Raw genomic sequence first — 25,033 nt, forward strand, 5'->3', positions numbered from 1 at the left:
GCGCCCATATCGAAGCCTCGCAACGTCTGCGCATCCGCGCCCTGCGCGAACGCGACCGTGGCCAGGACGAGACCTGAAAGGACCCAGATGACCGACAGACCCGAGCCCTGTGACATCGCCGTCATTGGCGGCGGCAATGCCGCGCTCTGCGCTGCGATCACCGCGGCCGAGGCCGGCGCCCGCGTGCTGATCCTCGAGACCGCGCCGAAGCCCTATCGCGGTGGCAACTCCCGCCACACCCGCAACTTCCGCTGCATGCACCAAGGCCCGCTCGGCCCGCTGGTCGAGAGCTACAGCGAAGAGGAGTACTTCGGCGACCTGATGAAGGTCACCGGCGGCAAGACCGATGAACACCTCGCCCGCCTCGCCATCCGCACCTCGGAAGAGTGTCTGCCGTGGATGGAGGCGCACGGCGTGCGTTTCCAGCCTTCGCTCTCCGGCACGCTGTCACTGGCGCGGACCAATGCCTTCTTCCTCGGCGGCGGCAAGGCGCTGGTGAATGCCTATTACCGCACGGCCGAGGCGCTTGGCGTTCAGGTCGAATACGAAGCCGCGGTGACGCATCTGGAGCTTGACGGCGACCGGATCGTCCATGTCGACTACACGCAGAATAGCGAAAGCCATCGCATCATGCCGAAATCCGTCGTCGTGGCCTCGGGCGGGTTTCAGGCGGACACCGACTGGCTGGCCCGCGCCTGGGGGCCGGCGGCAAAGAACTTCCTGATCCGCGGCACGCCCTACAACCGCGGCGTGGTGCTGGCCGATCTGCTGGATCAAGGCGTCGAGCAAGTCGGCGACCCGACCCAATGCCACGCCGTGGCCATCGACGGCCGCGCGCCCAAGTTCGACGGCGGGATCGTCACCCGGCTGGACTGCGTGCCGTTTTCGATCGTCGTCAACAAGGACGGTGACCGCTTCTACGACGAGGGCGAAGACGTCTGGCCCAAACGCTACGCCATCTGGGGGCGTCTGGTGGCGGCACAGCCGGACCAAGTGGGCTATGTTGTCATAGACGCCAAGTCGCTGGAGCTGTTCATGCCTTCGGTCTTCCCGCCGATCAAGGCCGGCACCTTGGAAGATCTGGCTTTAAAGATGGGCCTGCCGCCCGACAAGCTTCGCGCCACGGTCGACACCTTCAACGCGGCCTGCGGCGATACCTCGGGGTTTCACCCCACGGAACTGGACGGCGTTTCGACCACTGGCCTCACGCCCCCGAAGACCAACTGGGCCCGCCCGATCACCGAGCCGCCCTTCTACGGCTACAGCCTGCGCACCGGTGTCACCTTCACCTACCTCGGGCTCAAGGTCGACGAAAACGCCCAGTGTCACGCAAACGGCAAACCCATCGCCAATCTCTGGGCCGCGGGCGAGACCATGGCGGGCTCGATCCTCGGGCAAGGCTACCTCGCCGGCTTCGGCATGACCATCGGCACCGTCTTCGGACGCATCGCAGGCAAGGAGGCCGCCGCCCATGCAAACTGATCTGCTTCAGGAAGCCCGCCGTCAGGCCGAGATCTGCAACGCCTGCCGCTATTGCGAAGGCTATTGCTCGGTTTTTCCGGCGCTCCACCGCGAACGCGCGTTCTCCGACGGGGACCTCACGCAACTGGCGAACCTCTGCCACAACTGCCGGGGCTGCTACTATGCCTGTCAGTACACCGCACCGCACGAGTTTGACCTGAACCTGCCGAAAGCCCTCGCCGAGGTGCGTCAGGACAGCTGGAAGGCTCACGCATGGCCGCGCGTCTTCGCCGATCTCTTCGACCGCTCCGGCGTGCTGATGGCCGCCGGGCTGGTGCTGGGCTTTGCGCTGATCTTCGTTCTTGCGCAAGCGATGCAACCCGAGAGCAGCGAGGGCTTCTATGCCTACATGTCGCACGGGCTGATGGTTGCGATCTTTGCTCCGGCCTTCCTGCTGCCGCTGGCCGCCATCGCGGTCTCGCTGCGCGGCTACTGGCGCACGGTGGGCGGCGGGACGTTGCGGCTTGGCGATGTCTGGCGCGCGATGCGGTCCGCCGGTCGCATGAAGAACCTCGAAGGCGGTCACGGCGACGGCTGCAATTTCGAAGATGAAGACCGATTCACCCACGCCCGCCGGCATTTCCATCAGGCGGTGCTCTATGGCTTCCTGCTGTGCTTTGCCTCCACCGCCAGCGGTACGCTGATGCATTACCTGCTGGGGTGGGAAGCGCCTTATGGCCTGTTCAGTCTGCCGAAACTGCTCGGTCTTCCGGGGGGTGTGCTGCTCTGCATCGGCACCGCAGGGCTGGCAGCGCTGAAGCTCAAGGCCGACCCGCAGCTTGGCGCGCCTGCGGCCTGGGGCGGTGAGATGGCGTTCATCCTCTTGCTCTTCATCGTCAGCGCGACCGGGTTGCTGCTCTTTGCGGCTACGGGAACGCAAATGGTTGGCTGGCTCTTGCCGCTTCACCTTGGCGCGGTGCTGACCTTCTTCCTGCTGACTCCCTATTCCAAGATGGCGCATGGCTTCTATCGTCTGGCCGCGCTGGCCCGGGAAGAAGCAACAAAATCGACGCGTCAGGCTCAAAGCGCCTCATGAGGTTCGGCGCCGACGCTTCCATTTCAGGTTGGCATGCTCGGCGAGCAGGGACTTTCAATCGCCCTCGGCCCCCTTCGGGGACCTCCTTGGGCTAGTCACTCCCGCGCCAACGCCCCGTTCGACAGCACCGTGAGCAGCGGGCAATCCGGTGTGTCAGACCCGCTGCATTGCGAGATCGTCTCTGCCAGCGTGGCCTCGATGTTCTGGAGATCGCGGATCTTGGCGCGCACCACGTCCAGATGATGCCGCCCGCGCTTTTCAACCTCGCCGCAGGTGTGGCTGCCGCGGTCGACCAGGCTCAGCAGGCCGCGGATTTCCTCCATGGTAAAACCCAGCTCGCGCGCTCGCATGATGAAGCCCAGCCGTTCGACATGCGCGGTGCCGTAGCGGCGGTGCCCGGCGGGGCTGCGCGGCGGATCGGGCATCAGGCCCACACCTTCGTAGTAGCGGATGGTCTCGAGGTTGCAGCCGGTCAGCCGCGCCAGGTCCGAGCGTTTGAGAGCGCTCGCAACTCCGTGATCCTCCGGCATCGGGTTTCTCCTTGATCCTGTAGCAGCTACAGACCCTATCTTGCCTGTCATCACTCCGCAACGCAGAGCAGGCCGATGACAGATCACACCATGGCGACCACAGAGCAACAGGAGGACCGGTCCGGCTGGCTTGCCACCGGCGCCGGTGTGATTGGCGCGCTGGCCATGACGTCCTGCTGCATCCTGCCGCTGGTTCTGGTCAGCCTCGGGGTGACCGGGGTGTTCATCGGTCAGCTCACCGCGCTTTATGCCTACAAATGGCTCACGCTGAGCTTTGCGGGGGCGGCGCTGGCCTACGGGTTCTGGAAGGCCTATCGCCCGGTGCCCACCGAGGCCTGCGCCGATGGCACCTGCGCCCGGCCCGTCGACCGCCGGGTGATGCGCGGGCTGCTCTGGGGCGCAACGGGCGTCGTGCTGCTCGCCCTGATCTTCCCGATGCTGTCGCCCTTTCTTCTGACATTCTGATCATGAGGTCCGCCATGAAGCTGCTTGTATCCACCACTGCCCTTCTCCTTTCTGCCAGCGCGGCGCTGGCGGCTGAGGCCACCACTCACATCGCCGTGGAGGGGCTGACCTGCCCCTCCTGCAGCTTCATCGTCACCACCACGCTGAAGCGGGTGGAGAGCGTCCAGATCCTCGAATTTACCGAGGGTGAGGCGGATACCGGTCTATATGTGGTGCGCTACGACGATGCGCTGACCGACCCCGCGGCCATCGTCGCTGCCGTGACCGGCGTGGGCTACGGCGCCAGCGTCGCCACGGAGACCGGCTCATGAAGGACGCTGACGCACCTGCTGGTCGCGACGGTTTGCTGAAGGTCGGGCTGATCGGCACGGTCGTCGTTGCGCTCTGCTGTGTCACGCCGGTGCTGGTGATCCTGCTCGGCGCGGTCGGATTGTCGGCGCTCTTGGGCTGGCTCGATTACGTGCTGCTGCCGGCGCTCGCGCTCTTCATCGGCATCATGATCTACGCGCTCTGGAGGCGCCGCAGCTCGGAGACCCCGTCATGAAAGACAGCAAGACACCTGAACGCGGGGCCTATGACATCGCCGTGATCGGGGCCGGGTCCGCCGGTTTTTCCGCCGCCATCACCGCCGCCGAGGCCGGGGCCCGCGTCGCGCTGATCGGGGCCGGCACGCTTGGCGGCACCTGCGTGAACGTCGGTTGCGTTCCGTCCAAGGCGCTGATCCGCGCCGTCGAGAGCCTGCATCACGCGCGGACCGTGACCCGCTTCCATGGGCTCGAGGCCGAGGCGCGCGTGGCCGACTGGGCCGCCACCGTGGCGCAGAAACAGGCGCTGGTCGATGAGCTGCGCCGGGCGAAATATGCCGATGTGCTGCCGCAACACGAGGGGGTGGACTACATCGAGGGCAGGGCGCGGTTTGACGACAACGGGCGGCTGACGGTCGATGGCAGCCTCTTTCCGGCGGCCAAGGTCATCCTTGCCACGGGTTCCCGCCCGCATGTTCCGGCGATCCCGGGGATCGAGGCGGTCGAGACGCTCGACAGTACATCGGCGCTGGAATTGACCGAGCTGCCAGCCTCGCTGCTGGTGCTGGGCGCCGGTTATATCGGCGTCGAGCTGGCGCAGCTTTTCGCCCGGGCCGGTGTCGCGGTGACGCTGGTCAGCCGCCGGGGTGTCCTGCCCGAGGCCGAACCGGAGGTGTCGGAGGCACTGGAGGGGTATCTGGCGGAAGAGCGCATCCGGCTGGTGCGCGCCAGCGGTTACGAACGAGTGTCGCAAGGCTCCGGCGGCACCTCGCTGCATCTGACCTCGGGGGAGGTGCTGAGCGCCGAGCGGCTGCTGCTGGCCACCGGCCGGGTGCCCGACAGTGACGGGCTGAACCTTGCCGCCGCCGGAATTGCCACCCGCGCGAACGGCGGCGTCGAGACCGATGCGCAGATGCGCACCGCCAATCCAGACGTCTGGGCCGCGGGCGATGTCACCTGCCGCGACCAGTTCGTCTACATGGCGGCCTACGGCGCCAAGATCGCGGCCCGCAACGCCGTGGCCGGCGAGGCGCGAACCTATGACAACGCCACCGTGCCCTGGGTGGTGTTTTCCGATCCGCAGGTGGCCGGTGTCGGGTTGAGCGCGGCGCAGGCCGGCGCCGCCGGTCATGAGGTCGTGACCTCGGTCCTGCCGCTCGACGCGGTGCCGCGCGCGCTGGCGGCGCGCGATACCCGCGGGCTGATCAAGCTGGTGGCCGACGCGCACAGCAAACGCCTGCTCGGCGCGCAGGTCCTCGCGCCCGAGGGTGCTGACAGCATCCAGACCGCGGCGATGGCGCTGAAGGCCGGGCTGACCTACGAAGAGCTCGGCGACACGATCATGCCCTATCTGACCACGGTCGAAGGGCTGAAGCTCGCGGCCCAGACCTTTGAAAAGGACGTGGCGGCGCTGTCCTGCTGCGCCGGGTGACGCGATGAGCGAACCCGCCGCCAAGGACCTGCTAGCAACCATGCTCAGCCGCATATTGGCCTGGTGGCTGCCGCTGGCGGCCATGCTTCTGGCGATCCCGCTGGGCGATGGCCCCAAGACCGTCGTCTGGTGCCTGGCGCTGGCGTGGATGGGCGGCGCGTGCCTTGCCAATGCCCGGCGTTGCGGGCGGGTGCATTGCCGCTACACCGGCCCCTTCCTGCTGGCGATGATTCTGCCGGTGCTGGGCCATGGCACCGGCGTGCTGTGGCTTGGCGACCAGGGCTGGCTCTGGCTGGGCGCGGCCACGGGCCTCGGGGTGGCGGCGATCTGGTGGCTCAGCGAGCAAATGCTCGGAAAATATCGGTAGGGCCCGATAGTGCCGCAGGGATCAACGCGTCAGGCGTAGAGCCCCGCAACCCGCCCGCGCAAAGCGATGAGCGAAAGCACAATGTCCAGCGTCGGGGTCGGCGTGTCGGTCAGCCGGCCGAGCTCCTGCACCGAGGCTACCAGCGCGTCGATCTCCATCGGCCGGCCGGCGTTCAGGTCCTGCCACATCGAGGTGCGATGCGCGCCCACCGCCGCGCCGCCGTCGATGCGGCGGTCGACGTCGATCGGGAACTTCACGCCCAGCTTTTCGGCGATCTCCTGCGCCTCGAACATCATGGCGCGGGCCACCGCGCGGGTGCCGGGATCGGTGCAGAGCACGTCGAGCGTGGCATGGGTCAGCGCCGAGATCGGGTTGAACGACAGGTTGCCCCAGAGCTTGACCCAGATCTCGTCGCGGATGCGGGGGCGGACCGGCGCCTTGAGACTGGCCGCCGAGAGTGCCTTGGAAAGCGCCAGCGCGCGGTCGGATTTCGAGCCGTCGGGTTCACCCAGCGAAAAGCGATTGCCCTCGATGTGCTTGATCACGCCGGGCTCGATCACCTCGGCGGCGGGGTAGACCACGCAGCCTAGCACCCGGTCGGGACCGAAGCCGTTCCACTGCGCGTCGCCGGGATCGACCGAGGCCAGCCGTGTGCCCTCGAACGCGCCACCGTGCTTGTGGAAGTACCACCAGGGCACGCCGTTGACGCCGCTGACGATGGTGGTCTCGGATCCGATCAGCGGCTGCATCCGCTCGACCACTGGCGGCACCGAATGTGCCTTGAGCGTGACGATCACGTAATCCTGCACACCCAGGGCTGCCGGGTCGTCAGAGGCGGTGACCGGCACGGTGACCGGGTCATTGCCCTCCTCATGCAGTGTCAGACCGTTGGCTTGCATCGCCGCCAGATGCGGGCCACGCGCCACAAGGCTGACATCGGCCCCGGCCTGCGCCAGCTTGACCCCCATGTAGCCGCCGATGGCACCGGCGCCGAAGATGCAGATCTTCATGGTCAGGCCTCCGTCAGGCCCAGCTTCTCGGCCATGCCGATCCGCTGGATCTTGCCCGTCGCGCCCTTGGGGATCTCCTCAAGCAGGATCACCCGGCGGGGCACCTTGAAATCGGCCAGCCGTTCGGCGGCAAAGGCGCGGATGCCGGCTTCGTCAAGCGACGAGCCGTCCGACAACACTGCCGCCGCCGCGATCTCTTCGCCGAGCTTCGGATGCGGCACCGCGAAACAGACGACTTGCGCGATCTCGGGGTGCGACAGCAGCGCGGCGTCGACCTCGAGCGGGCTGATCTTCTCGCCGCCGCGGTTGATGATCTCCTTCAGCCGGCCGGTCAGCCGCAGGTAGCCCTCTGCATCGAAGGCGCCCTGATCGCCGGTACGGAACCAGCGTTTGCCATCGGCTTCGAAGAAGTTCTCGGCATTGGCCTTGGCGTTGCCCTCGTAGCCCGGGGTCACGTTGGGTCCGCTGATGACGATTTCGCCGGTGGCAGAAGCGTCGAGCAGCCGGTTCTCGCCCTCGTCGGCGATGGCGACCTCGGGGCCGGCGGCGATGCCTACCGATCCGGGCTTCTGCGCGCGGGGTGGCAGAGGGTTGCAGCACATCTGGTGGGCGGCCTCGGTCATGCCATAGGCCTCGATCACCGGCGCGTTGAAGGTTGCGACCAGCTCCTCCATCACCGGCGCCGGCAGCGAGGCGGAGGACGAGCGCAGGAAGCGCAGCGGCGCGCGGTCGATGATCTCGCGATTGCGGGCGGCGCGGGCGAGGATCGCCTGGTGCATGGTCGGCACGGCGGTAAACCACGTGGGGCGGACCTCGTCGAGCTGGGCGAAGAACTTTAGCGCGTTGAAGCCCGGCGCACAGCTGATACGGGCGCCGGCAGCCAGCGAGGCCGAGACGGCTGCGATCAGCCCGTGGATGTGAAAGAGCGGCATCACGTTCAGGCAGCAATCGGCGGGGGTCAGGGCCAGCGAAGCGCTGACGTTCTGCGCCGAGGCGGCGACGTTGGATTGCAGCAGCGGCACGATCTTTGGGCGCGAGGTCGTGCCCGAGGTGTGCAGGATCAGCGCGATGTCGTCACCGCCCGGGGCAGATGTGTCGCAATCACCCGCCGCGCCTTCGGTCGACAGGGAGAAGTGGCCGGCGGGGCCGCTGTCTGAAGGGGTCAGCCGCAGCACGCGAATGCCGAACCTTGCGGCGGCGGGCAGGGCAGGGCCGTCGTAATCGTCGGCCACCACCAGCGCCTTGGCCTTGAGGTCTTCGAGGTAGAACTCGTATTCCTCCTGCCGATAGGCCGGGTTCAGCGGTGCCGAGGTCGCGGCCCCGGCGATGGTGACAAAGGCGGTGGCCATCTCCGGCCCGTTGGGCAGCACGATGGCCACCCGGTCGCCGCGGCCGATGCCCTGGGCGTGCAGCGCGCCGGTCACCTCGGCGCTCAACTCACGCAAGCCGCCGTAGGTCAGCCAGTCGCGCCCGGGCGCGCCGATGGCGGGGGCAGAGGCGTCATGCGCCGCGATCAGGGTGGCGAGGGTGTGGCTCATGGCAGGCTCCGCTTGTAGGTGGACCGCCCCGAGGGCGGCCCTGTCTGGCAATGCGGCTGAGGTCAGACGACCGGGATCTTCAGGCTGCCGAGGCCGTCGATGGTCAGCTCCATCACATCGCCCTTTTCAACCGGGCCGACACCGGCGGGGGTGCCCGACAGGATCACATCGCCCGGCGCCAGTTCGAAGTATTCCGAGAGGTAGGAGATCATTTCCGGCACCTTCCAGATCATCTGGTTCAGGTCGCCTTCCTGCTTTGTCTCGCCGTTCACCGTCAGCTCCAGCCGCCCCTCAGAGGGGTGGCCCACCTGCTCCACCGGCAGGATCGGCCCGATGGGCGCCGAGCGTTCAAAGGCCTTGCCGACCTCCCAGGGGCGGCCCTTCTTCTTGGCGGCGCCCTGCAGGTCGCGCCGCGTCATGTCGAGCGACAGGGCGTAGCCGAAGACATGGTCCAGCGCCTGGTCGAGCGGGATGTTGGTGCCGCCCTGCTTGAGCACCACGGCCATCTCGGCCTCGTAATGCACATCGTCGGACTGGCTGGGGTAGGGAAACTCGCCGGAGGGGTCGAGGTTGTCGGGGTTTTTCTGAAAAAAGAACGGCGGATCGCGGTCGGGATCATCACCCATCTCGATCGAATGCGCGGCGTAGTTGCGCCCGATGCAATAGACCCGGCGGACCGGGACAAGCGCATCGCTACCGGCGACCGGCAGCGCCACGGGCTGCGGCGGTTCGAAGACATATTCGGGCATGGATCCTCCAGGGATTTCGATTCGTTACCAAAAGTCATAGGCTCAGATCAATTTCGGATCAATCCGAAGGCGTCGCAATAATATCGATTTTATTTCTTGCAATGTGACATTGATCGGCCATACTCGCTGTAATACCCCCTGATTGGTAGACCAATATCGGGGTAAAGACGTAAAATGGACCAACCAATGCACATCAGCCGCCAGGCCAGCGTGGACAGTCTGAAAGCCTTCATCGACGCCGGTGGATATGCTCCGGGCGACCGGCTTCCGGCAGAGCGCGACCTGATCGGCGCATTGGGCATGTCGCGCACCAGGCTGCGCAAGGCGCTCGATGCGCTGGAGCGCGAGGGGCTGATCTGGCGGCACGTGGGCAAGGGCACCTTTCTGGCCGTGCCGGAGGACAAGCCGATCGTTCCGGAGATGCCCGACATCGGCCACCACCTGACACCGGTCAAGGTGATGCGCGCGCGGCTGAGCATCGAACCGGCTATCGCCCGCGAGGCGGCGGTCAATGCCTCGGGCAAGGCGGTGTCGCAGATCCTGCGCGCCGTCGAGGCCTGTGAAGAGGCCGAGACCTGGGCGGAATACGAGGCGCATGACGATGCCTTTCACCACGCCGTCGCGGTGGCTTCGGACAACCTGCTGCTGGTCACGCTCTACGACCAGATGAACAAGGTTCAGCGCAACGTGGCCTGGCGCCGGGTGGTGCGCGACAACATCCGCCCGCCGCGCAGCCACACCAGTTTCGAGGAGCACAGGAACATCGCCGCCGCCGTCGAGGCGCGCGATCCGATGGCGGCGCATGATTCCATGCGCCGGCACATCGGGTCGGTGTCGGCGCGCCTGTTCGGGGAGATCTGAGAGCAGGCCGGGGGCCGGAAGACGGAAAATCCGCGCCAGCCCGCCGGCAGGACCCAGAAACAAAAACCAAGGGAGGACAAGATGAAACATTTCTTTCGCAAGACCACGGCGTTCATCGCCGGGGCGGTGATGGCCGGCAGCCTGATGCTGCCCGCCGTGGCCCAGGCCGAGACGATCAAGATCGCCTTGGCCGAAACGCCGTCGGACGAACTGGCGGCCTTTTTCGTGGCGCTCGACCGGGCCAAGGCCAACGGCCTGGACTATGAATGGACCGCCTTTTCCGACGAGGAACTGGCAATCCAGGCGGTGCTGAGCGGCCAGATGGACATCGGATTCGGCACGCCCTACGCGGCGATGCAGCGCTCGAAGGCGCCGATCCGCATCATCTTCCAGCTGTCGAAGCTCAAGTTCTTTCCGGTCACCACCAAGAAATACGAAAAGCTCGAGGATCTGGATGGCGAGCCGATCCTGCTGCACTCGCGCGGCGGCGGCACCGATTCCATCGCCAACGTGATCGAGGACCGGCTCGGCATCAAATTCGGCGCCCGTTCCTACGTGCCCGGCTCATCCAACCGCGTGGCGGCGCTGCTGGGCGGTCAGGCCGATGCCACGATCATCGACCTGTCGAACACCAACAAGTTGATGCGCGGCCCGGCGGCCGACCGCTTCAACGTGCTCGAGATGTTCGAGGTCGAGGCTTCTGACGAGGCGCTCTTTGCCAACCTCGACTGGATCAAGAACAACGAGGAGGACGTCGAAATCTTCGTCAACGCGCTGCTCAGCGTCTATCGCGACATGCACGAGGACCCGACGATCATCCGGCGCGAGACCAACCCCGACGGCCCGATCGGCCAGCTGCCGAAAGAGATCCTCGACGAGCTTGACGGCTTCTACAGCGATGCGGTCGAGGCCGGGCTCTATTCGAAAAACGGAGGCGGCAAGGTCGCGGCGATGGCGGATCTCGAGTGGTACTCGGCCGCAGGCCAGCTCGAAGGCGACCCGTCCGAGCTGAACATCGAGGACTTCTGGTACATGGCGCCGCTCGACAAGGCGATGCAGTAAGGCCCGCGGCGACCGGGCCGGGCACAACCGGCCCGGTCGCCCCTTCTCCTTCCATGACACGGGACCACACCCCATGGCGCACCGCTCACTCTTTCTGAAATTCCTGTCGGCCTTCATCATCTTCGGGGCCTGGGAAATCGCTGGCCGGATCCCTGTCAGCTATGCCTTCCCGACCTTTCTCGAATCCATGACGGCGCTGGGCGAGATGGCCCTGGATGGCCGGCTCTGGCACGCCTATGCCGAAACCCTGAGACCGCTGGTCGTCGGCGTCGCGATCTCGACCGTGCTGGGCATTGCGCTGGGGCTCTGGATCGGGCTCAGCAAGTTCTTCGACTGGCTGGTGTCGCCGATCTTCATCGTCATGCAGTCGGCCCCGCTGGCCGCTCTGATCCCGCTGCTGGTCATGGCCTACGGCATCGGGCTGACCTCCAAGGTCTTCGTGGTCTGCATCATGGCCATGCCGGTGATCGTGCTGAACACCGCGGGCGCCGTGCGCCACACGCCGGAATCGATGAAGGAGATGTGTAAATCCTTCCTCGGCTCACGCACCGACATGCTGATCAAGATCATCATTCCCGCCGCTTCGCCGCTGATCTTCTCGGGTCTGCGTCTCGGCGTCTCGGCCGGCTTCATCGGCGCGATCCTGGCCGAGCTCAAGATCACGCCCACCGGCGTCGGCGACATCATCACCTTCAGCCGGTCGATTGCCGATTATCCCAGCATGTATGCGGCGATCTTCTCGATCATCGTGCTGGCCGTCCTGTTCCTGAACTTCCTGGAGCGCACCGAAAAATCTCTCTTCAAAGGACACGACCGTGGATATGTCACTGACTAAGGAAGCCACTGCCAAGGCAGAACCCGCCCTGAGCGAGATCGCAGTCTCGGTTCGCAACATTTCGAAGAACTACGGTGCGGTGGAGGCGCTGAAGGATCTGTCGCTGGAGTTTCCCCGCGGCCAGCTGACCTCGCTGCTGGGGCCCTCGGGCTGCGGCAAGACCACGCTGCTCAAGATCATCGCCGGTCTGCTGGATCCCACCTCGGGCGAGGTCGAGGTCAACGGCAAGCCGGTCACCGGCCCCGGTCCCAACCGCGCCTTCGTCTTTCAGGACTTTGCGTTGCTGCCCTGGGCCTCGGTCATGCGCAACGTGGCCTTCGGGCTGGAGTTGCGCGGCGTCAACAAGTCCAAGCGCGAGGATATCGCCGCGCGCTACATCAAGGAGGTCGGGCTGGCGGGCTTCGAGAACAGCTATCCGCACGAGCTGTCCGGCGGCATGCGCCAGAGGGTGGGTCTGGCGCGCGCGCTTTCGGTCGATGCCAAGGTGCTGTTGATGGACGAGCCGTTCTCGGCCGTCGACGAACAGACCCGCCGCAAGTTCCAGGAGGACCTGCTGGGCCTCGTTCAGAACGAGAACAAGACCTTCATCTTCGTCACCCACTCGATCGAAGAGGCGGTCTATGTCTCCGACCAGATCGCCATCCTGCTGCCACGCCCCAGCCGCGTCTCCGAGATCATCCGACCCTCGGGCTTCCGCCACAAGGAGATCAACAAGATCCGCCGCGACCCGGAATACCTCGATATCGTCGACGATATCTGGGCCTCGCTGCGCAGCTACGTGGAGTGATGTCATGAAGATCTACGGCTACACCCTGCCGGGCATGTCCTCGCTGATCATCTGGGGCCTGTTGTGGGAACTGATCGGCCAGCTCGATGCGACCTTCTTCATTCCACCGCTCTCAGAGGTGCTGGCGACACTGTTCGAGATCATCGGCACGCCGGCCTTCCTCAAGGCGCTGGGCGAGACCGCCTATGCCTTTTCGCTGGGGGTGTTCTTTGCCGTTGCCATCGGCATCCCGGTGGGCATCCTGATGGGCCGCTCGCGGCTGCTGGACGAGCTGCTGCTGCCCTGGGTCAACGTCTTTCTCAGCGCGCCGCTGACGGCGCTGGTGCCGGTGCTCATGGTGCTCTTCGGCTTCGGCATGAAGTCGATCATCATCACCACGACGCTGTTTGCGATCTGGATCATCATCCTGAATTCGCGCGCCGGGGTGAAGCAGATCAACCGCTCGCTGGTCGAGATGGCCAAGTCCTTCGGTGCCTCGCCCACCGATGCCTTCTTCAAGATCTACTTCTGGGCGGCGCTACCGGAAATCCTCGGCGGCGTGCGGATCGGCGTGATCCGGGCGGTCAAGGGCGTGATCATCGGCCAGTTGCTGATCTCTATCGTGGGTTTCGGGGCGCTCTTCGAACTCTATTCCTCGAACTTCCTGATGGCGCATTTCTGGGCGGTGCTGATCGTGCTCTTTGCCCTGGCCTTCGTCATCTCCGAGGTGCTGGCCTATCTCGAACGGCGCGTCGCCTATTACGCGGCCAAGCGCTGAAACCCGGTCCCCCGGCGGCGTCAGCCTCCGGGGGATGCGGCAGAGCCGGCCAGAAGCCCCCCGTCGATCGTCAGTTCCGCGCCGGTCATGTAGGCGGCCTCGTCAGAGGCCAGCAGCACCGCCAGCGCCGCCACTTCCTCGGGCGTGCCGAAGCGGCGCATCGGGGTGTCGGCGACCATGGCGGCCTCGCGCGCGGCCCGGTCGGGGCCGGTGCCCAGCATCGGTTCCCACATCGGGGTCATGATCGCCGCCGGGTGGATCGAGTTGCAGCGAATGGCGAGGCCTTGCGCCGCGCAATAAAGCGCCACGGATTTGCTGTGGTTGCGGATCGCCGCCTTTGACGCCGCATAGGCCGCCGCCATCGGAATGCCCACCAGGCCCGAGCGCGACGAGATGTTGATGATGCTGCCAGCACCCTTGGTCCGCATGGCACGGATCGCATAGCGACAACCCAGAAAGGTGCCGTCGGTGTTCACCGCATGCACCGCCCGCCAGTCAGCGAGGCTGGCATTCTCCGGGTCATGCGCCGGCGGGGCGCCGTCGAAGGGGCCTTCGAAGCCGGTGATGCCGGCATTGTTCACCAGCACGTCGAGGGCAGGGACCTGGCCCTCCAGCGCCTGCCACTGTGCCTCTGACGAGACGTCGAGTGGCAGGAAGCGCGCGCCGATCTCGGCGGCCTTGGCCTGGCCTGTCGTTTCGTCGATGTCGGTGAGGATGACATCGGCTCCCTCGTTGCGAAAGGCGGTGGCGATGGCGGCACCGATGCCGCGGGCACCCCCGGTCACGAGGGCGGTCTTGTCTGAAAGTCTGGGCATGAGAGCTCCGTAAGGTCTGTGAACGACGGAATTCGGGCGTCATCTGCCCGAGGCGCAGGGCCGCCCAGCGGGGCGGCGGGCCGGAATTACCGGGGGCGCTGGTCCATCGTCGTTCACTCCTCTGCCGATGAGAGAAGGATAAAAACCGCGGATTAGCCCGTCAAGCATGGCTTTTGGCAGCGCAAAACCCCCGAAACCTGCCCTAACGGCACGTTCGGGCGCTAGGGCTTTGCGTTGTCGGGCGACTTGCTCTAATCGGGACGCCCGCAACCCGGGTCGGCCCTTGAAGAGGATGTTGCCATGCAAACCCCCTTTTACCTGATCGACAAGTCTCGCCTGCTGACGAACCTCGAAAAGATCGCATGGCTGCGCGATGCCTCGGGCGCCAGGTCGCTTCTGGCGCTGAAATGCTTTGCCACTTGGTCGGTTTTCGACCTCATGGCGCAATACATGGATGGCTCGACCTCCTCCTCACTCTACGAGGTGCGGCTGGGGCACGAGGAATTCGGCGGCGAGACCCATGCCTATTCGGTGGCCTATGCCGACGACGAGATCGACGAGGTGCTGTCACATTGCGACAAGATCATCTTCAACTCGATCGGTCAGCTCGACCGCTTTGACGCGCATTCGCAGGGCCGGGTACGGGGGCTGCGGGTCAACCCCGGCGTCTCGACCTCTGACTTCGACCTCGCCGATCCGGCACGCCCCTTCAGCCGGCTGGGCGAACATGACCCGGCGCAGATCGCGGCGGTGTCCCATCGGATCAGCGGGCTGATGTTCCACAACAACTGCGAGAACGACGATTTCGACCGGTTCTCGGAGATGCTGACCCTGATCGAAGAGCGCTTCGGCGAGACCCTGCACCGGATGGAGTGGGTCAGCCTCGGCGGCGGCATCCATTTCACCGGCGAGGGCTATCCGCTGGACCGTCTGGCCGAGCGGCTGCGGCAGTTCGCGGAACGCTTCGGCGTGCAGGTCTATCTCGAGCCGGGCGAGGCCGCGATTACCGGGGCGGCGACGCTGGAGGTGACGGTGCTCGACACGCTCTTCAACGGCAAGAACCTCGCCATCGTCGACAGCTCGATCGAGGCGCATATGCTCGACCTGCTGATCTACCGTGAAAGCGCCAAGGTCACGCCCGACACCGGCCCGCATGAATGGATGATCTGCGGCAAGTCCTGCCTGGCCGGCGATATCTTCGGCGAGTTCCGCTTCGAGGCGCCGCTGAAGCCCGGCGACCGGCTCTCGTTCCAGGATGCGGCGGGCTACACGATGGTCAAGAAGAACTGGTTCAACGGCGTCCGGATGCCCGGCATCGCGCTGCGAGAACTGGATGGCAGCATCACCAAGGTGCGCGATTTCGATTATGCGGATTTCCGGTCCGCGCTTTCCTGACACGGGAACCCTTCTGGCAAACACAAGAGGTCTGTTGAACACATGAAACGCAATGTTGTTATCATCGGTGCCGGCGGCGTCGCTCAGGTCGTGGCGCATAAATGCGCGCAGAACAACGACGTGCTGGGCGATCTGCACATCGCCAGCCGCACGCAGTCGAAATGCGACGCCATCGTCGCGAGCGTGCAGGACAAGCAGGCGATGAAACAGGACGGCGTGTTCCAGACCCATGCGCTTGACGCGATGGACAGCGACGCGGTCGAGGCGCTGCTGAAAGAGACCGGCGCCGAGATCGTCATCAACGTCGGTTCGCCCTTCGTCAACATGACCGTGCTCGAGGCCTGCATCCGCACCGGCGCCGCCTATATCGACACCGCGATCCACGAGGACCCGACCAAGATCTGCGAGACCCCGCCGTGGTATGCCAACTACGAATGGAAGCGCCGCGAGGATTGCGCCAAATCCGGCACCACCGCGATCCTCGGCGCCGGCTTCGATCCCGGCATGGTCAACGCCTTTGCCCGCTTTGCCATCGACGAGTTCATGGACGAGGTCAAATCCATCGACATCGTCGACATCAACGCCGGCAACCACGGCAAGTATTTCTCAACGAACTTCGACCCCGAGATCAATTTCCGCGAGTTCACCGGCACGGTCTACAGCTGGCAGGACGGCGCCTGGCAGAGCAACAAGATGTTCGAGGTCGGTCGCGAATGGGACCTGCCGGTGGTGGGCAAGCAAAAGGCCTATATGTCCGGCCATGACGAGGTGCATTCGCTGGCGGTCAACTATCCCCATGCCGACGTGCGCTTCTGGATGGGCTTTGGCGATCACTACATCAACGTCTTCACCGTGCTGCAGAACCTCGGGCTCTTGTCCGAGCAGCCGGTCATAACCGCCGAGGGGCTCGAGGTCGTGCCGCTCAAGGTGGTCAAGGCGGTGCTGCCCGATCCCTCGACGCTGGCGCCGAACTATACCGGCAAGACCTGCATCGGCGATCTGGTCAAGGGCACCAGGGACGGCGAAGAGGTCGAGGTCTTTGTCTACAACGTCTCGGATCACGAGGCGGCCTATGCCGAGGTCGGCAGCCAGGGCATTTCCTACACTGCTGGCGTGCCGCCGGTGGCGATGGCGATGCTGATCGCCGATGGCACCTATGATCTGGGCAAGATGGTCAATGTCGAGGAACTCGACCCCAAGCCGCTGTTCGCGCTGCTCGACCGGATTGGCCTGCCGACCCGGGTCAGGGATGCCGCCGGCGACCGGGAATGGCACGCCTGACAGGCCCCCGGGCCGGCGCCTTTTGACGGCCCGGCCCGACGCCCTCGCTTAACCCGCGAAGAGGCCCTTGTACTGCTCGCGCAGGATGTTCTTCTGCACCTTGCCCATGGTGTTGCGCGGCAGTTCCTCCACCACGATCAGCTTGCGCGGATGCTTGAACCGCGCCAGCGACTGGCCCACCGCCGCCATCATCGCCTCGGTGTCCGGGGTGGCGCCGGGCGCGGGCACGATCACCCCCAGCACTGTCTCGCCGAAATCCGGGTGCGGCACGCCGATCACCGCGCTTTCCAGCACGCCGGGCTGGTCATCCAGTACCAGCTCGATTTCCTTGGGATAGATGTTGTAGCCGCCGGAAATGATCAGGTCCTTGTTGCGCCCGACGATATGGACATAGCCATCCTCGTCGATCCGCCCCAGATCGCCGGTGATGAAAAACCCGTCCTCGCGCAGCTCGGCGGCGGTCTTTTCCGGCATCTGCCAGTAGCCCTTGAAGACATTCGGCCCGCGCACCTCGATCTGGCCGATCTCGCCGTCTGGCAGGGACTTGCCGCTCTCGGGATCGGTGATCTTGAGCTCGACGCCGGGCAGGGGGAAGCCCACGGTGCCGGCGCGGCGCTCGCCGTCATAGGGGTTCGAGGTGTTCATGTTGGTCTCGGTCATGCCGTAGCGCTCGAGGATGCGGTGGCCCGTGCGCTCCTCGAACTGCACATGGGTTTCGGCCAGCAGCGGCGCAGAGCCTGACACGAAGAGCCGCATATGCGCCGCCAGATCGCGGGTGAAGCGCGCGTCGCCCAGGAGCCGTGTGTAGAAGGTCGGCACGCCCATCATCGTCGTGGCCTCGGGCATCCGGGCGATGATCTGGTCGAGGTCGAACTTCGGCAGAAAGATCATGCTGGCCCCGGCCGAGAGCACGATATTGGTCGCCACGAAGAGCCCGTGGGTGTGAAAGATCGGCAGCGCATGCAGCAGCACGTCATCCGACGTGAAACGCCATTCCTTGACCAGCGTCGCGGCATTGGACAGCAGGTTGTTCTGGCTCAGCATCGCGCCCTTCGAGCGCCCGGTGGTGCCGGAGGTATAGAGAAAGGCCGCGAGGTCCTCGCCATCGCGATCCACCGTCTCGAAGGTTTCGGGTTGCGCTGCCGCCTTGTCGGTCAGGCTGCCGCTGCCATCGGCATTCAGCGTCTCGCTCCGCGCGCCCAGACCCGCCGCCATTTCACCCAGACTGTCGGCACTGGCGCCATCGCAGACGATCAGCGCGGCGCCGCTGTTTTCGATGAAGTACCGCAGCTCGTCGACGGTATAGGCGGTGTTCAAAGGCAGAAACACCAGCCCGGCCTGCGCGCAGGCGGCATACAGCATCAGCGCTTGCGGTGATTTCTCGACCTGCGCCGCAACCCGGTCGCCCGGTTTCAGCCCCAGCGCGGCGGCGACATTGGCGATCTGCGCGCTCGCCGCGAGGAACTCGGCATGAGAGAGCACGCCGCCCTCGGGCAGATGCAGGAACGGCGTGGGCTTGCCGGCATGCAGGCCGAACAGGCCGTCATAAAGAGGGTTTGCCATGGGATCAGCTTTCTTGGATCGGAGTGAGGTCGGCGGTCTCGGCCAACGCCTTGACAGGCTTCGAGGCCACCACGTCGCGCGAGGTGACAAAGACCTCGTGGTTCTGCTCGACCCGCGCGAGGTCGTAAAGGTAGTTCACCATCGTGCCGCCCGATTGCGCGCGGCCCTTGTCGGATGTGTCGGCCTCGGCATGGACCGCATGCACCACCGCGCCATTGCCGAGATGGAAGCGCGCCACCGGATCGAAGGGCAGCCCGCCAGAGGATTTGGCCTTGAGCAGGTAATGCGCCGCCAGCGCCCTGATCCGCTCGGGGTCCTCGGCACTGGCGCTCAGGCCCTCCTGCTCGAGCCAGCGGGTCAGCCCCGGGATCGGTGACAGGGTGACAAAGGTCTTGAGCCCCGGCAGTTCGGCGGCAAGGTCGGCGGCCACCTGCTTTATCAGGGAGTTGCCGAAGGAGATGCTGGCCAGCCCGTCCTGACAGTTGGAGATAGAGTAGAACACCGCGGTGTCGGCGGCCCGCGCCGGCAGCGCCGTTCGATCCTGGGCCAAGAGCGCCTGGACAGAGCCGGGGATGCCGGTGGTCAGTGCCACCTCGACAAAGATCAAGGGCTCGTCCGGCATCGCCGGGTGAAAGAAGGCGAAGCAGCGCCGGTCGGTGGGCTCCAGCCGGCGGCGCAGTTCCGACCAGCTGTCGATCGCATGCACCGCCTCGTGGGCGATGATCTTTTCAAGGATATGCGCCGGGCTTTCCCAGCTGATCGGCCGCAGCACGAGGAAGCCGCGATTGAACCACGAGGCGAAGAGATGGCGGAAATCGAGGTCGAGCGCCGCCAGTTCCGGCTCGGTGCCGCCCAGCCTCAGCAGGTCGGCGCGCATCTTCACGAGCTCGCCGGTTGCGCCCTGCACCCGGTTCAGCCGGCGGATCAACTCTTGCCGGCGCGGCTCGGCGGCCTCGGCAAAGGCGCGGTAGCTGGCCTTCGAGGGCGCGCGCTCGTAGTCTTCGAGCCGGGTGCGCACTTCTTCGGGGTCGATGTTCATCTCGGTGGCGAGGTAGCGGAAGAAGTTGAGCTTCTGCGCATCGGGCAGGGGGCCAAAGCGCGACAGAATCTCCCGCGCCAGGGCGAGCCCCGAGGTCTCGCTGGCCGAGCCCACCAGATCGCTGGCCAGCGCAGTCAGGGGGCGGCCGTCCTGGTGCGGGCCATGCGCCTCGCGGCGGTAGCGCCGTTCGAAGACGGTGGACAGAAGGTCAGCCAAGAGGGTCATTCCGCATCTCCGGGGTTTGGCGCGTAGCAGCCGGGATTCCCTGCGCCGAGCTGGCAGGGGCTGGGCAGAGCCAAACACGTGATGTTTTTCCAGTCAAGCATCTTGTATACAAGAATTGTAATCTTGCGTTCAAAAAAACGGCGGACTAGGCTTGCCTCCATGGAGCAACGCCGGGCAGACAGCATCGCCGACGCGCTGGAAGAGCGGATCTTCGACGGCACCTATTCCGATGGGGACCGGCTGGACGAGGTGCGCCTGGCAGAGCAGTTCGGCGTCTCGCGCACGCCTTTTCGCGAGGCGCTGCAGCGGCTTGCACGCTCGGGGCTGGTCGAGCTGGTGCCGCGCCGTGGGGCTTTTGTGCGGCAGCCGGGACCGGTCGAGCTGCTCGAGATGTTCGAGGCCATGGCCGAGATCGAGGCGGTCTGCGGCCGTCTGGCGGCGCTGCGCATTTCCGACGCGGCGCTGGCGGCGCTGCAAGAGGCAAACGACACCTGCCAGCAGGCCATCGCCCGTCAGGACCCCGACAGCTATTACACCGAGAACGAGCGCTTCCACGCGATCATCTACCGCGAATCCGGCAATGGCTATCTCGCCGCACAGGCACAGGAACTGCACCGCCGATTGAAGCCCTTTCGCCGCCAGCAGCTACGCCTGCGCGGCCGCATGGCGCAATCCATGGCGGAACACCGCGCCATCCTCGACGCGCTGGACGCCGGTGACCCACAGGCGGCGGCAGAGGCGCTGCGCGGCCATGTGGCAATCCAGGGCGAGAAGTTCCACAGCCTGATGGCCGGGCTGAAAAGCGCGGCGCTGTGAGGGGGCCGCTGCGCCATTTCATTGGGCAGGCACCGGTCGGACGCAGGATTATCAAACGACATTTGAAGGCCTTGCCACCCGTTTTGCTCCGGCTCGCGTTGCGACAACCAGCTAATTGCGCTAGGTCAAAACGATAAATCAGGGAGAGGGCCGGAGAGGACATGTATCGCGTCTGGAATTTTCTGACCAACTATTCGCTGCTGTTGATCTTTGGCGCCTTGATCGCGCTGGTCTGGGCAAATCTGGACCTGATCGCCCCGGTGGCGGGCGATCCGCACTACTGGGCCGACGCCTATCACAACTTCGTCGAATTCGTGATCTGGGATCACGCGCCGATCGGCCATTACCACGCCGCCCATATCGCCGCGACAGACCCGACCTTTGCCGAGATGGTGGCCGCCGGTGCCGAGGTTCATACCGAGGCTGACGGCACGCAATTTGTCTATGGCGAGGGCCACCGCACGCTGACGCTGCACTACTTGGTCAACGATCTGCTGATGGCCTTCTTCTTTGCCATCGCCGCCAAGGAAGTCTGGGAAGCCGTGGCGCTCGAAAACGGCTCGCTGCGCGGCAAGAAGGCAGCGACGCCGCTCTTTGCCACTGCCGGCGGCATGTTCGGGCCGATTGCGGTCTATCTGGGCCTCGCGGCGGTCATGGGGTCCGAGACCTACAGCGCCGTGGCCAATGGCTGGGCCATCCCGACAGCCACCGACATCGCCTTTTCCTACCTGATCGGCCGACTGGTCTTTGGCGCCGGCCACCCGGCGGTGCGCTTCCTGCTGCTGCTGGCCATCGCCGATGACGCGGCGGGGCTGATCATCCTCGCGGTCTTCTATCCTTCGGGCGAGCTGGCGCCGGTCTGGCTGCTGCTGTCGCTGGGGGCTGCCGTCGCTGTCTTCCTGCTGGCCAACTGGCTGCCGCGCAAGCTGGATCGGGGCAACCAGGACCGGCCGAACTCGACCTGGGTGCGCAAGTACCTGTCGTTCTGGCCCTATCTGCTGGCCGCCGCCGCCAGCTGGTACGGCTTCATGATGTCGGGCCTGCACCCGGCGCTGGGGCTGCTGCCGATCGTGCCGACGATCCCGCACGCCGACCGCGCTTTCGGCATCTTCTCCGAGGCCGAGCAATATCTGACCGACCTGCTGAACATGATCGAACATGCGCTCAAGCACCCGGTCGAGATCGTGCTGTTCTTCTTCGGCCTGTTCAACGCCGGGGTCGAATTCTCGTCGATCGGGCCGGCGACATGGCTGGTTCTGGCGGGGCTGCTGATCGGCAAGCCGGTGGGCATCCTGCTGTTCGGCTGGGTCGCGGCCAAGCCGCTCAAGCTGGGGATACCGCAGGGTATGCGGATCATCGACCTCGTGGTGATCGGCTTTGTCGCGGCGATCGGCTTTACCGTGTCGCTCTTTGTCGCCTCGGTGGCCTTCCAGGCCGGGGCGGTGCAGGACGCCGCCAAGATGGGCGCGCTGTTCAGCTTTGCCGCCGCGCTGGTGGCGATCCTTGCGGGCAAGCTCTTCCGTGTGGAGAAGCAGAACTTCTGACGCCCACAGGGCAACGGACAGATCAGAAACCGGCGCGGGGGCCTCCCGCGCCGGTTTTTTCATGCGCGAGGGCGCCAAGCGGCACAGTCTGTGGGCGCACAGGTGTTCCGAGAGCGCAGAGGTCGGGCCAGTTCCGCGCAGGGTGTGGCGGGCGTGAGTGGCTCAACCGGGAGTGCGAAAAATGGACCGAAGGAGGCGAAAAGCGGGACGGATCCGCGTCCGGGATTGAAACAATCGACCCCGTTGAGCCATAATATAACCAAATTCGGGGTCTAACAATTAATCAATCAATCTCGACTAATTCGAGGTGTAGAGAGCCCCCGGGAGCCAGATCAGATGCTGGAATTCGACAACGTGAGCAAGTCCTTCTGGACTGGGACCCAGCGCAAGGTGATCCTTGACCGCGCGTCCTTTCGCGTTGACCTGGGAGAGTCACTGGGCATCCTCGCCCCCAACGGCACCGGCAAGACCACGTTGATCAAGATGATGGCCGGTCTGGAGAAACCCGACGAGGGCGAAATTCGCCGCGGTTGCCGGATCTCCTTTCCGCTGGGCTTCATGGGCGGCGTGGTGTCGAAGCATTCGGCGCATGAAAATGCCCGTTACATCGCCCGTCTCTATGGGCTCGACCCGGATTACGTGGAAGCCTATTGTCGTTGGCTCTGCGGGCTGGGAGAATACTTCGATCAGCCGCTGGGCACCTATTCCAGCGGCATGAAGGCGCGGTTCACCTTTTCGTTGATGCTGGCGCTCGACTTCGACATCTACCTGATCGACGAGGGCATGCCCAACTCGACCGACGTGGAATTCAACAAGAAGGCCGCAGCGATCCTGGCAGAGCGCCTGCGGACCACGACCATTGTCATTGTCTCGCACCAACCCGCGGTGCTGGAAAAATTCGCCCGCAAGGCCGGTGTTTTATTGAATGGCCAGTTGCATATGTTTGAAACCTTGGAGGAAGCGAAGCAACTCTATGACTACCAAACCCAAGGCTAAGAAATTTCGCGTCCGGCGCGCCCGTCCGGGCGCAGCCCAGGATATCGTCGGGCTGGAAGGTCCGGCCACCGAGGCCCCGACGCCGCCCCCGGCGGGCGGTGCCACCCCCGAGACCGAGAACCTGATCGGCCACATCCGCGCGCTCCGGCAGGAGCAGCCGGTGGCCACGCCCGACGAAGACGCCCCCGAGCCCGAAGCGCAGGCCGAGGCGGAACCGCAGGCCGCGGTCGCCGGCAGCCGCCAGCGCCAGACCGGCGCGACGATTGCCCGGATCACCACTGGCACCCGTTCCACCGCCGAGACAACGCCGCCCGCCCGCGAGGGCGAGGTCTCCTCTGCCGCGCAGGTCGCCGGCGAGACCGACATGGAGGCGATCCGCAAGGAAGGCCTCACCGGGCGTCAGCTGCGCATGGCGCGGCGGATGTCGCAGAAACACGGCTTGGCCGTGACCAGCGATTTCGATGCGGTGCGCCAGTTGCGCCAACGCGGTATCGACCCGTTCCAGCGCTCGAACATGCTGGAACTGGTGGTGCCCGCCAAGGACGAGGCCGAGACCCCCGCCAAGGACAAGGTGCAGCTGCCACAGACGGTGCCCGCGCCGGGCAAGACCCTGCCCTCGACCGAGACCTCCAGCCCGATGGATCGCCGCATCCGCGAGATCGGCGACATCCAGAAGGACATCGCCAAGCGCCGTCGCCGCAAGTCGATGCTGCTGCTCACCCGGCTGGCGTTCTTCGTCGGCCTGCCGACGCTGATCTGCGGCTGGTATTTCTACAACGTGGCGACGCCGATGTATGCCACCAAGTCCGAGTTCCTGATCATCGCAAATGATGGCGCCGGCGCCGGCGGCATGGGCGGGCTGCTGTCCGGCACACAGTTTGCCACCAACCAGGACGCGATCGCCGTGCAGAGCTACCTGATGTCGAAGGACGCGATGCTGCGGCTCGACCAGGACGTCGGCTTCCGCAGCCATTTCTCGCAGGACTGGATCGACCCGATCCAGCGGCTCGACGACACCGCCTCGAACGAGGCGTCCTACAAGCTTTACAAGAAGAACATCGAGATCGGCTATGACCCGACCGAAGGCGTGATCCGCATGGAGATCGTCGCCGCCGACCCGGCAGTCAGCGCGCAATACACCAAGGCGCTGATCGAATATGCCGAGGAACGGGTCGACAGCCTGTCGCAGCGCAAGCGCGAGGACCAGCTCGAAGGCGCCACCGCGGCGCTGGAAGAGGCCGAGGCCGCGCGCCGCGATGCGCAGCTGCGGCTGGTGGAACTGCAGCAGGTCTCGCAAGTGCTTGACCCCGAGGGGCGGATCGCCTCGCTCCGGCAGCAGATCGGCAATGTCGAGGTGCAGATCCAGGAGCGCGAGCTGCAACTGCAGGCGCTGCTCGACAACCCGCGGCCCAATGCGGCCAAGGTCGAGGGCGCGCGCGGCGACATCCGCCGGCTCAACGACCTGCTGGCGCGGTTGCAGGCCGACATGACCCAGGCCTCGGAAGGCGAGAATTCGCTGGCGCAGCTGTCGTCGGAGATCCAGATGGCCCAGGCCGATCTGGCGACCCGGGACCTGATGCTGCAGGAGGCTCTGACCTCGCTCAGCCAGACCCGCCGCGAGGCCAATGCCCAGGTCCGCTATCTGCAGACCGCGGTGGAGCCGGTGCCCTCGCAGGACCCGAGCTATCCGCGCAGTTTCGAGAACACCATTCTGGCCTTCCTGATCTTTGGCGGGATCTATCTGCTGATTTCTCTGACGGCCTCTATCCTGCGGGAGCAGGTGTCGAACTGAGGCTTTTGCCCGCGTGCCGGGCTTGTATCTGGCGTGGCGTACCGGGGGGCCAGCCCCCCGGACCCCCCGAGGGTATTTTCAAACAGAAGAAGC

Annotated in this window: 25 protein-coding genes; 18 read left to right on the forward strand and 7 right to left on the reverse strand. The window is 65.4% G+C overall.

Annotated features, from left to right (window positions below):
• Positions 1–87 precede the first annotated feature (87 nt).
• Together tcuA and tcuB are read left to right on the forward strand one after the other, a co-directional pair.
• A complete protein-coding gene (gene tcuA, locus ACN0SE_RS17225; protein ID WP_417525767.1) occupies positions 88–1,482 on the forward strand; it encodes an FAD-dependent tricarballylate dehydrogenase TcuA in 1,395 nt (464 codons plus the stop codon).
• On the forward strand, positions 1,472–2,557 hold the full coding sequence (gene tcuB / locus ACN0SE_RS17230; protein ID WP_417525768.1) for a tricarballylate utilization 4Fe-4S protein TcuB: 1,086 nt from the start codon (positions 1,472–1,474) through the stop codon (positions 2,555–2,557). The genes tcuA and tcuB overlap by 11 nt, the downstream gene beginning before the upstream one ends.
• A gap of 95 nt (positions 2,558–2,652) precedes the next feature.
• Here the strand turns inward: tcuB and ACN0SE_RS17235 are convergent, their stop codons facing one another.
• Positions 2,653–3,087, reverse strand: a complete 435-nt coding sequence (locus ACN0SE_RS17235; RefSeq protein WP_417525769.1) for a MerR family transcriptional regulator — start codon at positions 3,085–3,087, stop codon at positions 2,653–2,655.
• Positions 3,088–3,162: 75 nt separating this feature from the next.
• Between ACN0SE_RS17235 and ACN0SE_RS17240 the strand changes: the two genes are divergently transcribed.
• Genes ACN0SE_RS17240 through ACN0SE_RS17260 form a run of 5 tightly spaced genes read left to right on the forward strand, consistent with a single transcriptional unit; the run spans position 3,163 to position 5,875 of the window.
• Positions 3,163–3,552, forward strand: coding sequence for a mercuric transporter MerT family protein (locus ACN0SE_RS17240; RefSeq protein WP_417525770.1), 390 nt, complete (start codon positions 3,163–3,165; stop codon positions 3,550–3,552).
• Positions 3,553–3,554: 2 nt separating this feature from the next.
• Entirely contained in the window at positions 3,555–3,863 is a 309-nt protein-coding gene (locus ACN0SE_RS17245; protein WP_417525771.1) for a heavy-metal-associated domain-containing protein, read from the forward strand.
• Positions 3,860–4,096 (forward strand): mercury resistance system transport protein MerF, encoded by a 237-nt coding sequence (gene merF, locus ACN0SE_RS17250; protein ID WP_417525772.1) that lies wholly within the window; start codon positions 3,860–3,862, stop codon positions 4,094–4,096. The genes ACN0SE_RS17245 and merF overlap by 4 nt, the downstream gene beginning before the upstream one ends.
• The gene (gene merA / locus ACN0SE_RS17255) at positions 4,093–5,508 is read left to right on the forward strand and encodes a mercury(II) reductase (RefSeq protein WP_417525773.1); all 1,416 of its coding nucleotides are present in this window, start codon (positions 4,093–4,095) and stop codon (positions 5,506–5,508) included. The genes merF and merA overlap by 4 nt, the downstream gene beginning before the upstream one ends.
• Before the next feature lie 4 nt (positions 5,509–5,512).
• Positions 5,513–5,875, forward strand: a complete 363-nt coding sequence (locus tag ACN0SE_RS17260) for a hypothetical protein (RefSeq protein WP_417525774.1) — start codon at positions 5,513–5,515, stop codon at positions 5,873–5,875.
• A 29-nt stretch (positions 5,876–5,904) separates the two neighbouring features.
• Here ACN0SE_RS17260 and ACN0SE_RS17265 read toward each other — a convergent pair whose 3' ends face one another.
• From ACN0SE_RS17265 to ACN0SE_RS17275, 3 genes are all read right to left on the reverse strand, one after another.
• Positions 5,905–6,885 (reverse strand): 2-dehydropantoate 2-reductase, encoded by a 981-nt coding sequence (locus tag ACN0SE_RS17265; protein ID WP_417525775.1) that lies wholly within the window; start codon positions 6,883–6,885, stop codon positions 5,905–5,907.
• A 2-nt stretch (positions 6,886–6,887) separates the two neighbouring features.
• Positions 6,888–8,423: an acyl--CoA ligase gene (locus tag ACN0SE_RS17270; RefSeq protein WP_417525776.1), complete on the reverse strand. Its 1,536-nt coding sequence runs from the start codon at positions 8,421–8,423 to the stop codon at positions 6,888–6,890.
• A 62-nt stretch (positions 8,424–8,485) separates the two neighbouring features.
• Positions 8,486–9,172 (reverse strand): fumarylacetoacetate hydrolase family protein, encoded by a 687-nt coding sequence (locus tag ACN0SE_RS17275; protein ID WP_417525777.1) that lies wholly within the window; start codon positions 9,170–9,172, stop codon positions 8,486–8,488.
• 210 nt (positions 9,173–9,382) lie between these two features.
• Between ACN0SE_RS17275 and ACN0SE_RS17280 the strand changes: the two genes are divergently transcribed.
• From ACN0SE_RS17280 to ACN0SE_RS17300, 5 genes are all read left to right on the forward strand, one after another.
• On the forward strand, positions 9,383–10,033 hold the full coding sequence (locus tag ACN0SE_RS17280) for a FadR/GntR family transcriptional regulator (protein WP_417525778.1): 651 nt from the start codon (positions 9,383–9,385) through the stop codon (positions 10,031–10,033).
• An 81-nt stretch (positions 10,034–10,114) separates the two neighbouring features.
• Entirely contained in the window at positions 10,115–11,095 is a 981-nt protein-coding gene (locus tag ACN0SE_RS17285; RefSeq protein ID WP_417525779.1) for an ABC transporter substrate-binding protein, read from the forward strand.
• 73 nt (positions 11,096–11,168) lie between these two features.
• Positions 11,169–11,930 carry an ABC transporter permease gene (locus tag ACN0SE_RS17290; RefSeq protein WP_417525780.1) on the forward strand — a complete coding sequence of 254 codons (762 nt, stop codon included), beginning with the start codon at positions 11,169–11,171 and terminating at the stop codon, positions 11,928–11,930.
• Positions 11,917–12,717 carry an ABC transporter ATP-binding protein gene (locus ACN0SE_RS17295; protein ID WP_417525781.1) on the forward strand — a complete coding sequence of 267 codons (801 nt, stop codon included), beginning with the start codon at positions 11,917–11,919 and terminating at the stop codon, positions 12,715–12,717. Before ACN0SE_RS17290 ends, ACN0SE_RS17295 begins: the two co-directional genes overlap by 14 nt.
• 4 nt (positions 12,718–12,721) lie before the next feature.
• Positions 12,722–13,474, forward strand: coding sequence for an ABC transporter permease (locus tag ACN0SE_RS17300; RefSeq protein ID WP_417525782.1), 753 nt, complete (start codon positions 12,722–12,724; stop codon positions 13,472–13,474).
• Between the two features lie 20 nt (positions 13,475–13,494).
• Here ACN0SE_RS17300 and ACN0SE_RS17305 read toward each other — a convergent pair whose 3' ends face one another.
• Positions 13,495–14,289 (reverse strand): SDR family oxidoreductase, encoded by a 795-nt coding sequence (locus ACN0SE_RS17305; protein ID WP_417525783.1) that lies wholly within the window; start codon positions 14,287–14,289, stop codon positions 13,495–13,497.
• 300 nt (positions 14,290–14,589) lie between these two features.
• On the opposite strand from ACN0SE_RS17305, the gene ACN0SE_RS17310 reads away from it, so the two are divergent.
• Entirely contained in the window at positions 14,590–15,684 is a 1,095-nt protein-coding gene (locus ACN0SE_RS17310; RefSeq protein ID WP_417525784.1) for a carboxynorspermidine decarboxylase, read from the forward strand.
• 42 nt (positions 15,685–15,726) lie between these two features.
• The gene (locus tag ACN0SE_RS17315) at positions 15,727–16,965 is read left to right on the forward strand and encodes a saccharopine dehydrogenase family protein (RefSeq protein ID WP_417525785.1); all 1,239 of its coding nucleotides are present in this window, start codon (positions 15,727–15,729) and stop codon (positions 16,963–16,965) included.
• Positions 16,966–17,013: 48 nt separating this feature from the next.
• On the opposite strand, the gene ACN0SE_RS17320 is transcribed toward ACN0SE_RS17315, so the two are convergent.
• Both ACN0SE_RS17320 and ACN0SE_RS17325 read right to left on the reverse strand, forming a co-directional pair.
• A complete protein-coding gene (locus ACN0SE_RS17320; RefSeq protein WP_417525786.1) occupies positions 17,014–18,528 on the reverse strand; it encodes a malonate--CoA ligase in 1,515 nt (504 codons plus the stop codon).
• Between the two features lie 4 nt (positions 18,529–18,532).
• Positions 18,533–19,792: a malonyl-CoA decarboxylase gene (locus tag ACN0SE_RS17325; protein WP_417525787.1), complete on the reverse strand. Its 1,260-nt coding sequence runs from the start codon at positions 19,790–19,792 to the stop codon at positions 18,533–18,535.
• Positions 19,793–19,951: 159 nt separating this feature from the next.
• Here ACN0SE_RS17325 and ACN0SE_RS17330 point away from each other — a divergent pair, with 159 nt between their 5' ends.
• The 4 genes from ACN0SE_RS17330 to ACN0SE_RS17345 all read left to right on the forward strand — a co-directional run bounded on the left by ACN0SE_RS17330 (position 19,952) and on the right by ACN0SE_RS17345 (position 24,940).
• Positions 19,952–20,608 carry a GntR family transcriptional regulator gene (locus ACN0SE_RS17330; RefSeq protein ID WP_417525788.1) on the forward strand — a complete coding sequence of 219 codons (657 nt, stop codon included), beginning with the start codon at positions 19,952–19,954 and terminating at the stop codon, positions 20,606–20,608.
• Between the two features lie 161 nt (positions 20,609–20,769).
• Positions 20,770–22,152, forward strand: a complete 1,383-nt coding sequence (locus ACN0SE_RS17335; protein ID WP_417525789.1) for a Na+/H+ antiporter NhaA — start codon at positions 20,770–20,772, stop codon at positions 22,150–22,152.
• 336 nt (positions 22,153–22,488) lie between these two features.
• Positions 22,489–23,148, forward strand: a complete 660-nt coding sequence (locus tag ACN0SE_RS17340; protein ID WP_417525790.1) for an ABC transporter ATP-binding protein — start codon at positions 22,489–22,491, stop codon at positions 23,146–23,148.
• On the forward strand, positions 23,126–24,940 hold the full coding sequence (locus tag ACN0SE_RS17345) for a capsule biosynthesis protein (protein WP_417525791.1): 1,815 nt from the start codon (positions 23,126–23,128) through the stop codon (positions 24,938–24,940). The genes ACN0SE_RS17340 and ACN0SE_RS17345 overlap by 23 nt, the downstream gene beginning before the upstream one ends.
• The last annotated feature ends 93 nt before the right edge of the window (positions 24,941–25,033 follow it).

The sequence above is a fragment of the Marinovum sp. genome (assembly GCF_048263515.1).
In the GTDB taxonomy this organism is placed as follows: Bacteria; Pseudomonadota; Alphaproteobacteria; order Rhodobacterales; family Rhodobacteraceae; genus Marinovum.

Excerpts from the sequence above, each read along its gene's own strand:
- ACN0SE_RS17330 (WP_417525788.1), top strand. The coding sequence starts at position 19,952 with ATGGAGCAACGCCGGGCAGACAGCATCGCCGACGCGCTGGAAGAGCGG.
- ACN0SE_RS17285 (WP_417525779.1), top strand. The coding sequence starts at position 10,115 with ATGAAACATTTCTTTCGCAAGACCACGGCGTTCATCGCCGGGGCGGTG.
- ACN0SE_RS17245 (WP_417525771.1), top strand. The coding sequence starts at position 3,555 with ATGAGGTCCGCCATGAAGCTGCTTGTATCCACCACTGCCCTTCTCCTT.
- ACN0SE_RS17265 (WP_417525775.1), bottom strand. The coding sequence starts at position 6,885 with ATGAAGATCTGCATCTTCGGCGCCGGTGCCATCGGCGGCTACATGGGG.
- merF (WP_417525772.1), top strand. The coding sequence starts at position 3,860 with ATGAAGGACGCTGACGCACCTGCTGGTCGCGACGGTTTGCTGAAGGTC.
- ACN0SE_RS17340 (WP_417525790.1), top strand. The coding sequence starts at position 22,489 with ATGCTGGAATTCGACAACGTGAGCAAGTCCTTCTGGACTGGGACCCAG.
- ACN0SE_RS17335 (WP_417525789.1), top strand. The coding sequence starts at position 20,770 with ATGTATCGCGTCTGGAATTTTCTGACCAACTATTCGCTGCTGTTGATC.
- tcuA (WP_417525767.1), top strand. The coding sequence starts at position 88 with ATGACCGACAGACCCGAGCCCTGTGACATCGCCGTCATTGGCGGCGGC.
- ACN0SE_RS17270 (WP_417525776.1), bottom strand. The coding sequence starts at position 8,423 with ATGAGCCACACCCTCGCCACCCTGATCGCGGCGCATGACGCCTCTGCC.
- ACN0SE_RS17325 (WP_417525787.1), bottom strand. The coding sequence starts at position 19,792 with ATGACCCTCTTGGCTGACCTTCTGTCCACCGTCTTCGAACGGCGCTAC.
- ACN0SE_RS17240 (WP_417525770.1), top strand. The coding sequence starts at position 3,163 with ATGACAGATCACACCATGGCGACCACAGAGCAACAGGAGGACCGGTCC.
- ACN0SE_RS17305 (WP_417525783.1), bottom strand. The coding sequence starts at position 14,289 with ATGCCCAGACTTTCAGACAAGACCGCCCTCGTGACCGGGGGTGCCCGC.
- ACN0SE_RS17290 (WP_417525780.1), top strand. The coding sequence starts at position 11,169 with ATGGCGCACCGCTCACTCTTTCTGAAATTCCTGTCGGCCTTCATCATC.
- ACN0SE_RS17235 (WP_417525769.1), bottom strand. The coding sequence starts at position 3,087 with ATGCCGGAGGATCACGGAGTTGCGAGCGCTCTCAAACGCTCGGACCTG.
- ACN0SE_RS17315 (WP_417525785.1), top strand. The coding sequence starts at position 15,727 with ATGAAACGCAATGTTGTTATCATCGGTGCCGGCGGCGTCGCTCAGGTC.
- tcuB (WP_417525768.1), top strand. The coding sequence starts at position 1,472 with ATGCAAACTGATCTGCTTCAGGAAGCCCGCCGTCAGGCCGAGATCTGC.
- ACN0SE_RS17300 (WP_417525782.1), top strand. The coding sequence starts at position 12,722 with ATGAAGATCTACGGCTACACCCTGCCGGGCATGTCCTCGCTGATCATC.
- ACN0SE_RS17345 (WP_417525791.1), top strand. The coding sequence starts at position 23,126 with ATGACTACCAAACCCAAGGCTAAGAAATTTCGCGTCCGGCGCGCCCGT.
- ACN0SE_RS17310 (WP_417525784.1), top strand. The coding sequence starts at position 14,590 with ATGCAAACCCCCTTTTACCTGATCGACAAGTCTCGCCTGCTGACGAAC.
- ACN0SE_RS17275 (WP_417525777.1), bottom strand. The coding sequence starts at position 9,172 with ATGCCCGAATATGTCTTCGAACCGCCGCAGCCCGTGGCGCTGCCGGTC.
- ACN0SE_RS17260 (WP_417525774.1), top strand. The coding sequence starts at position 5,513 with ATGAGCGAACCCGCCGCCAAGGACCTGCTAGCAACCATGCTCAGCCGC.
- ACN0SE_RS17320 (WP_417525786.1), bottom strand. The coding sequence starts at position 18,528 with ATGGCAAACCCTCTTTATGACGGCCTGTTCGGCCTGCATGCCGGCAAG.
- ACN0SE_RS17295 (WP_417525781.1), top strand. The coding sequence starts at position 11,917 with ATGTCACTGACTAAGGAAGCCACTGCCAAGGCAGAACCCGCCCTGAGC.
- merA (WP_417525773.1), top strand. The coding sequence starts at position 4,093 with ATGAAAGACAGCAAGACACCTGAACGCGGGGCCTATGACATCGCCGTG.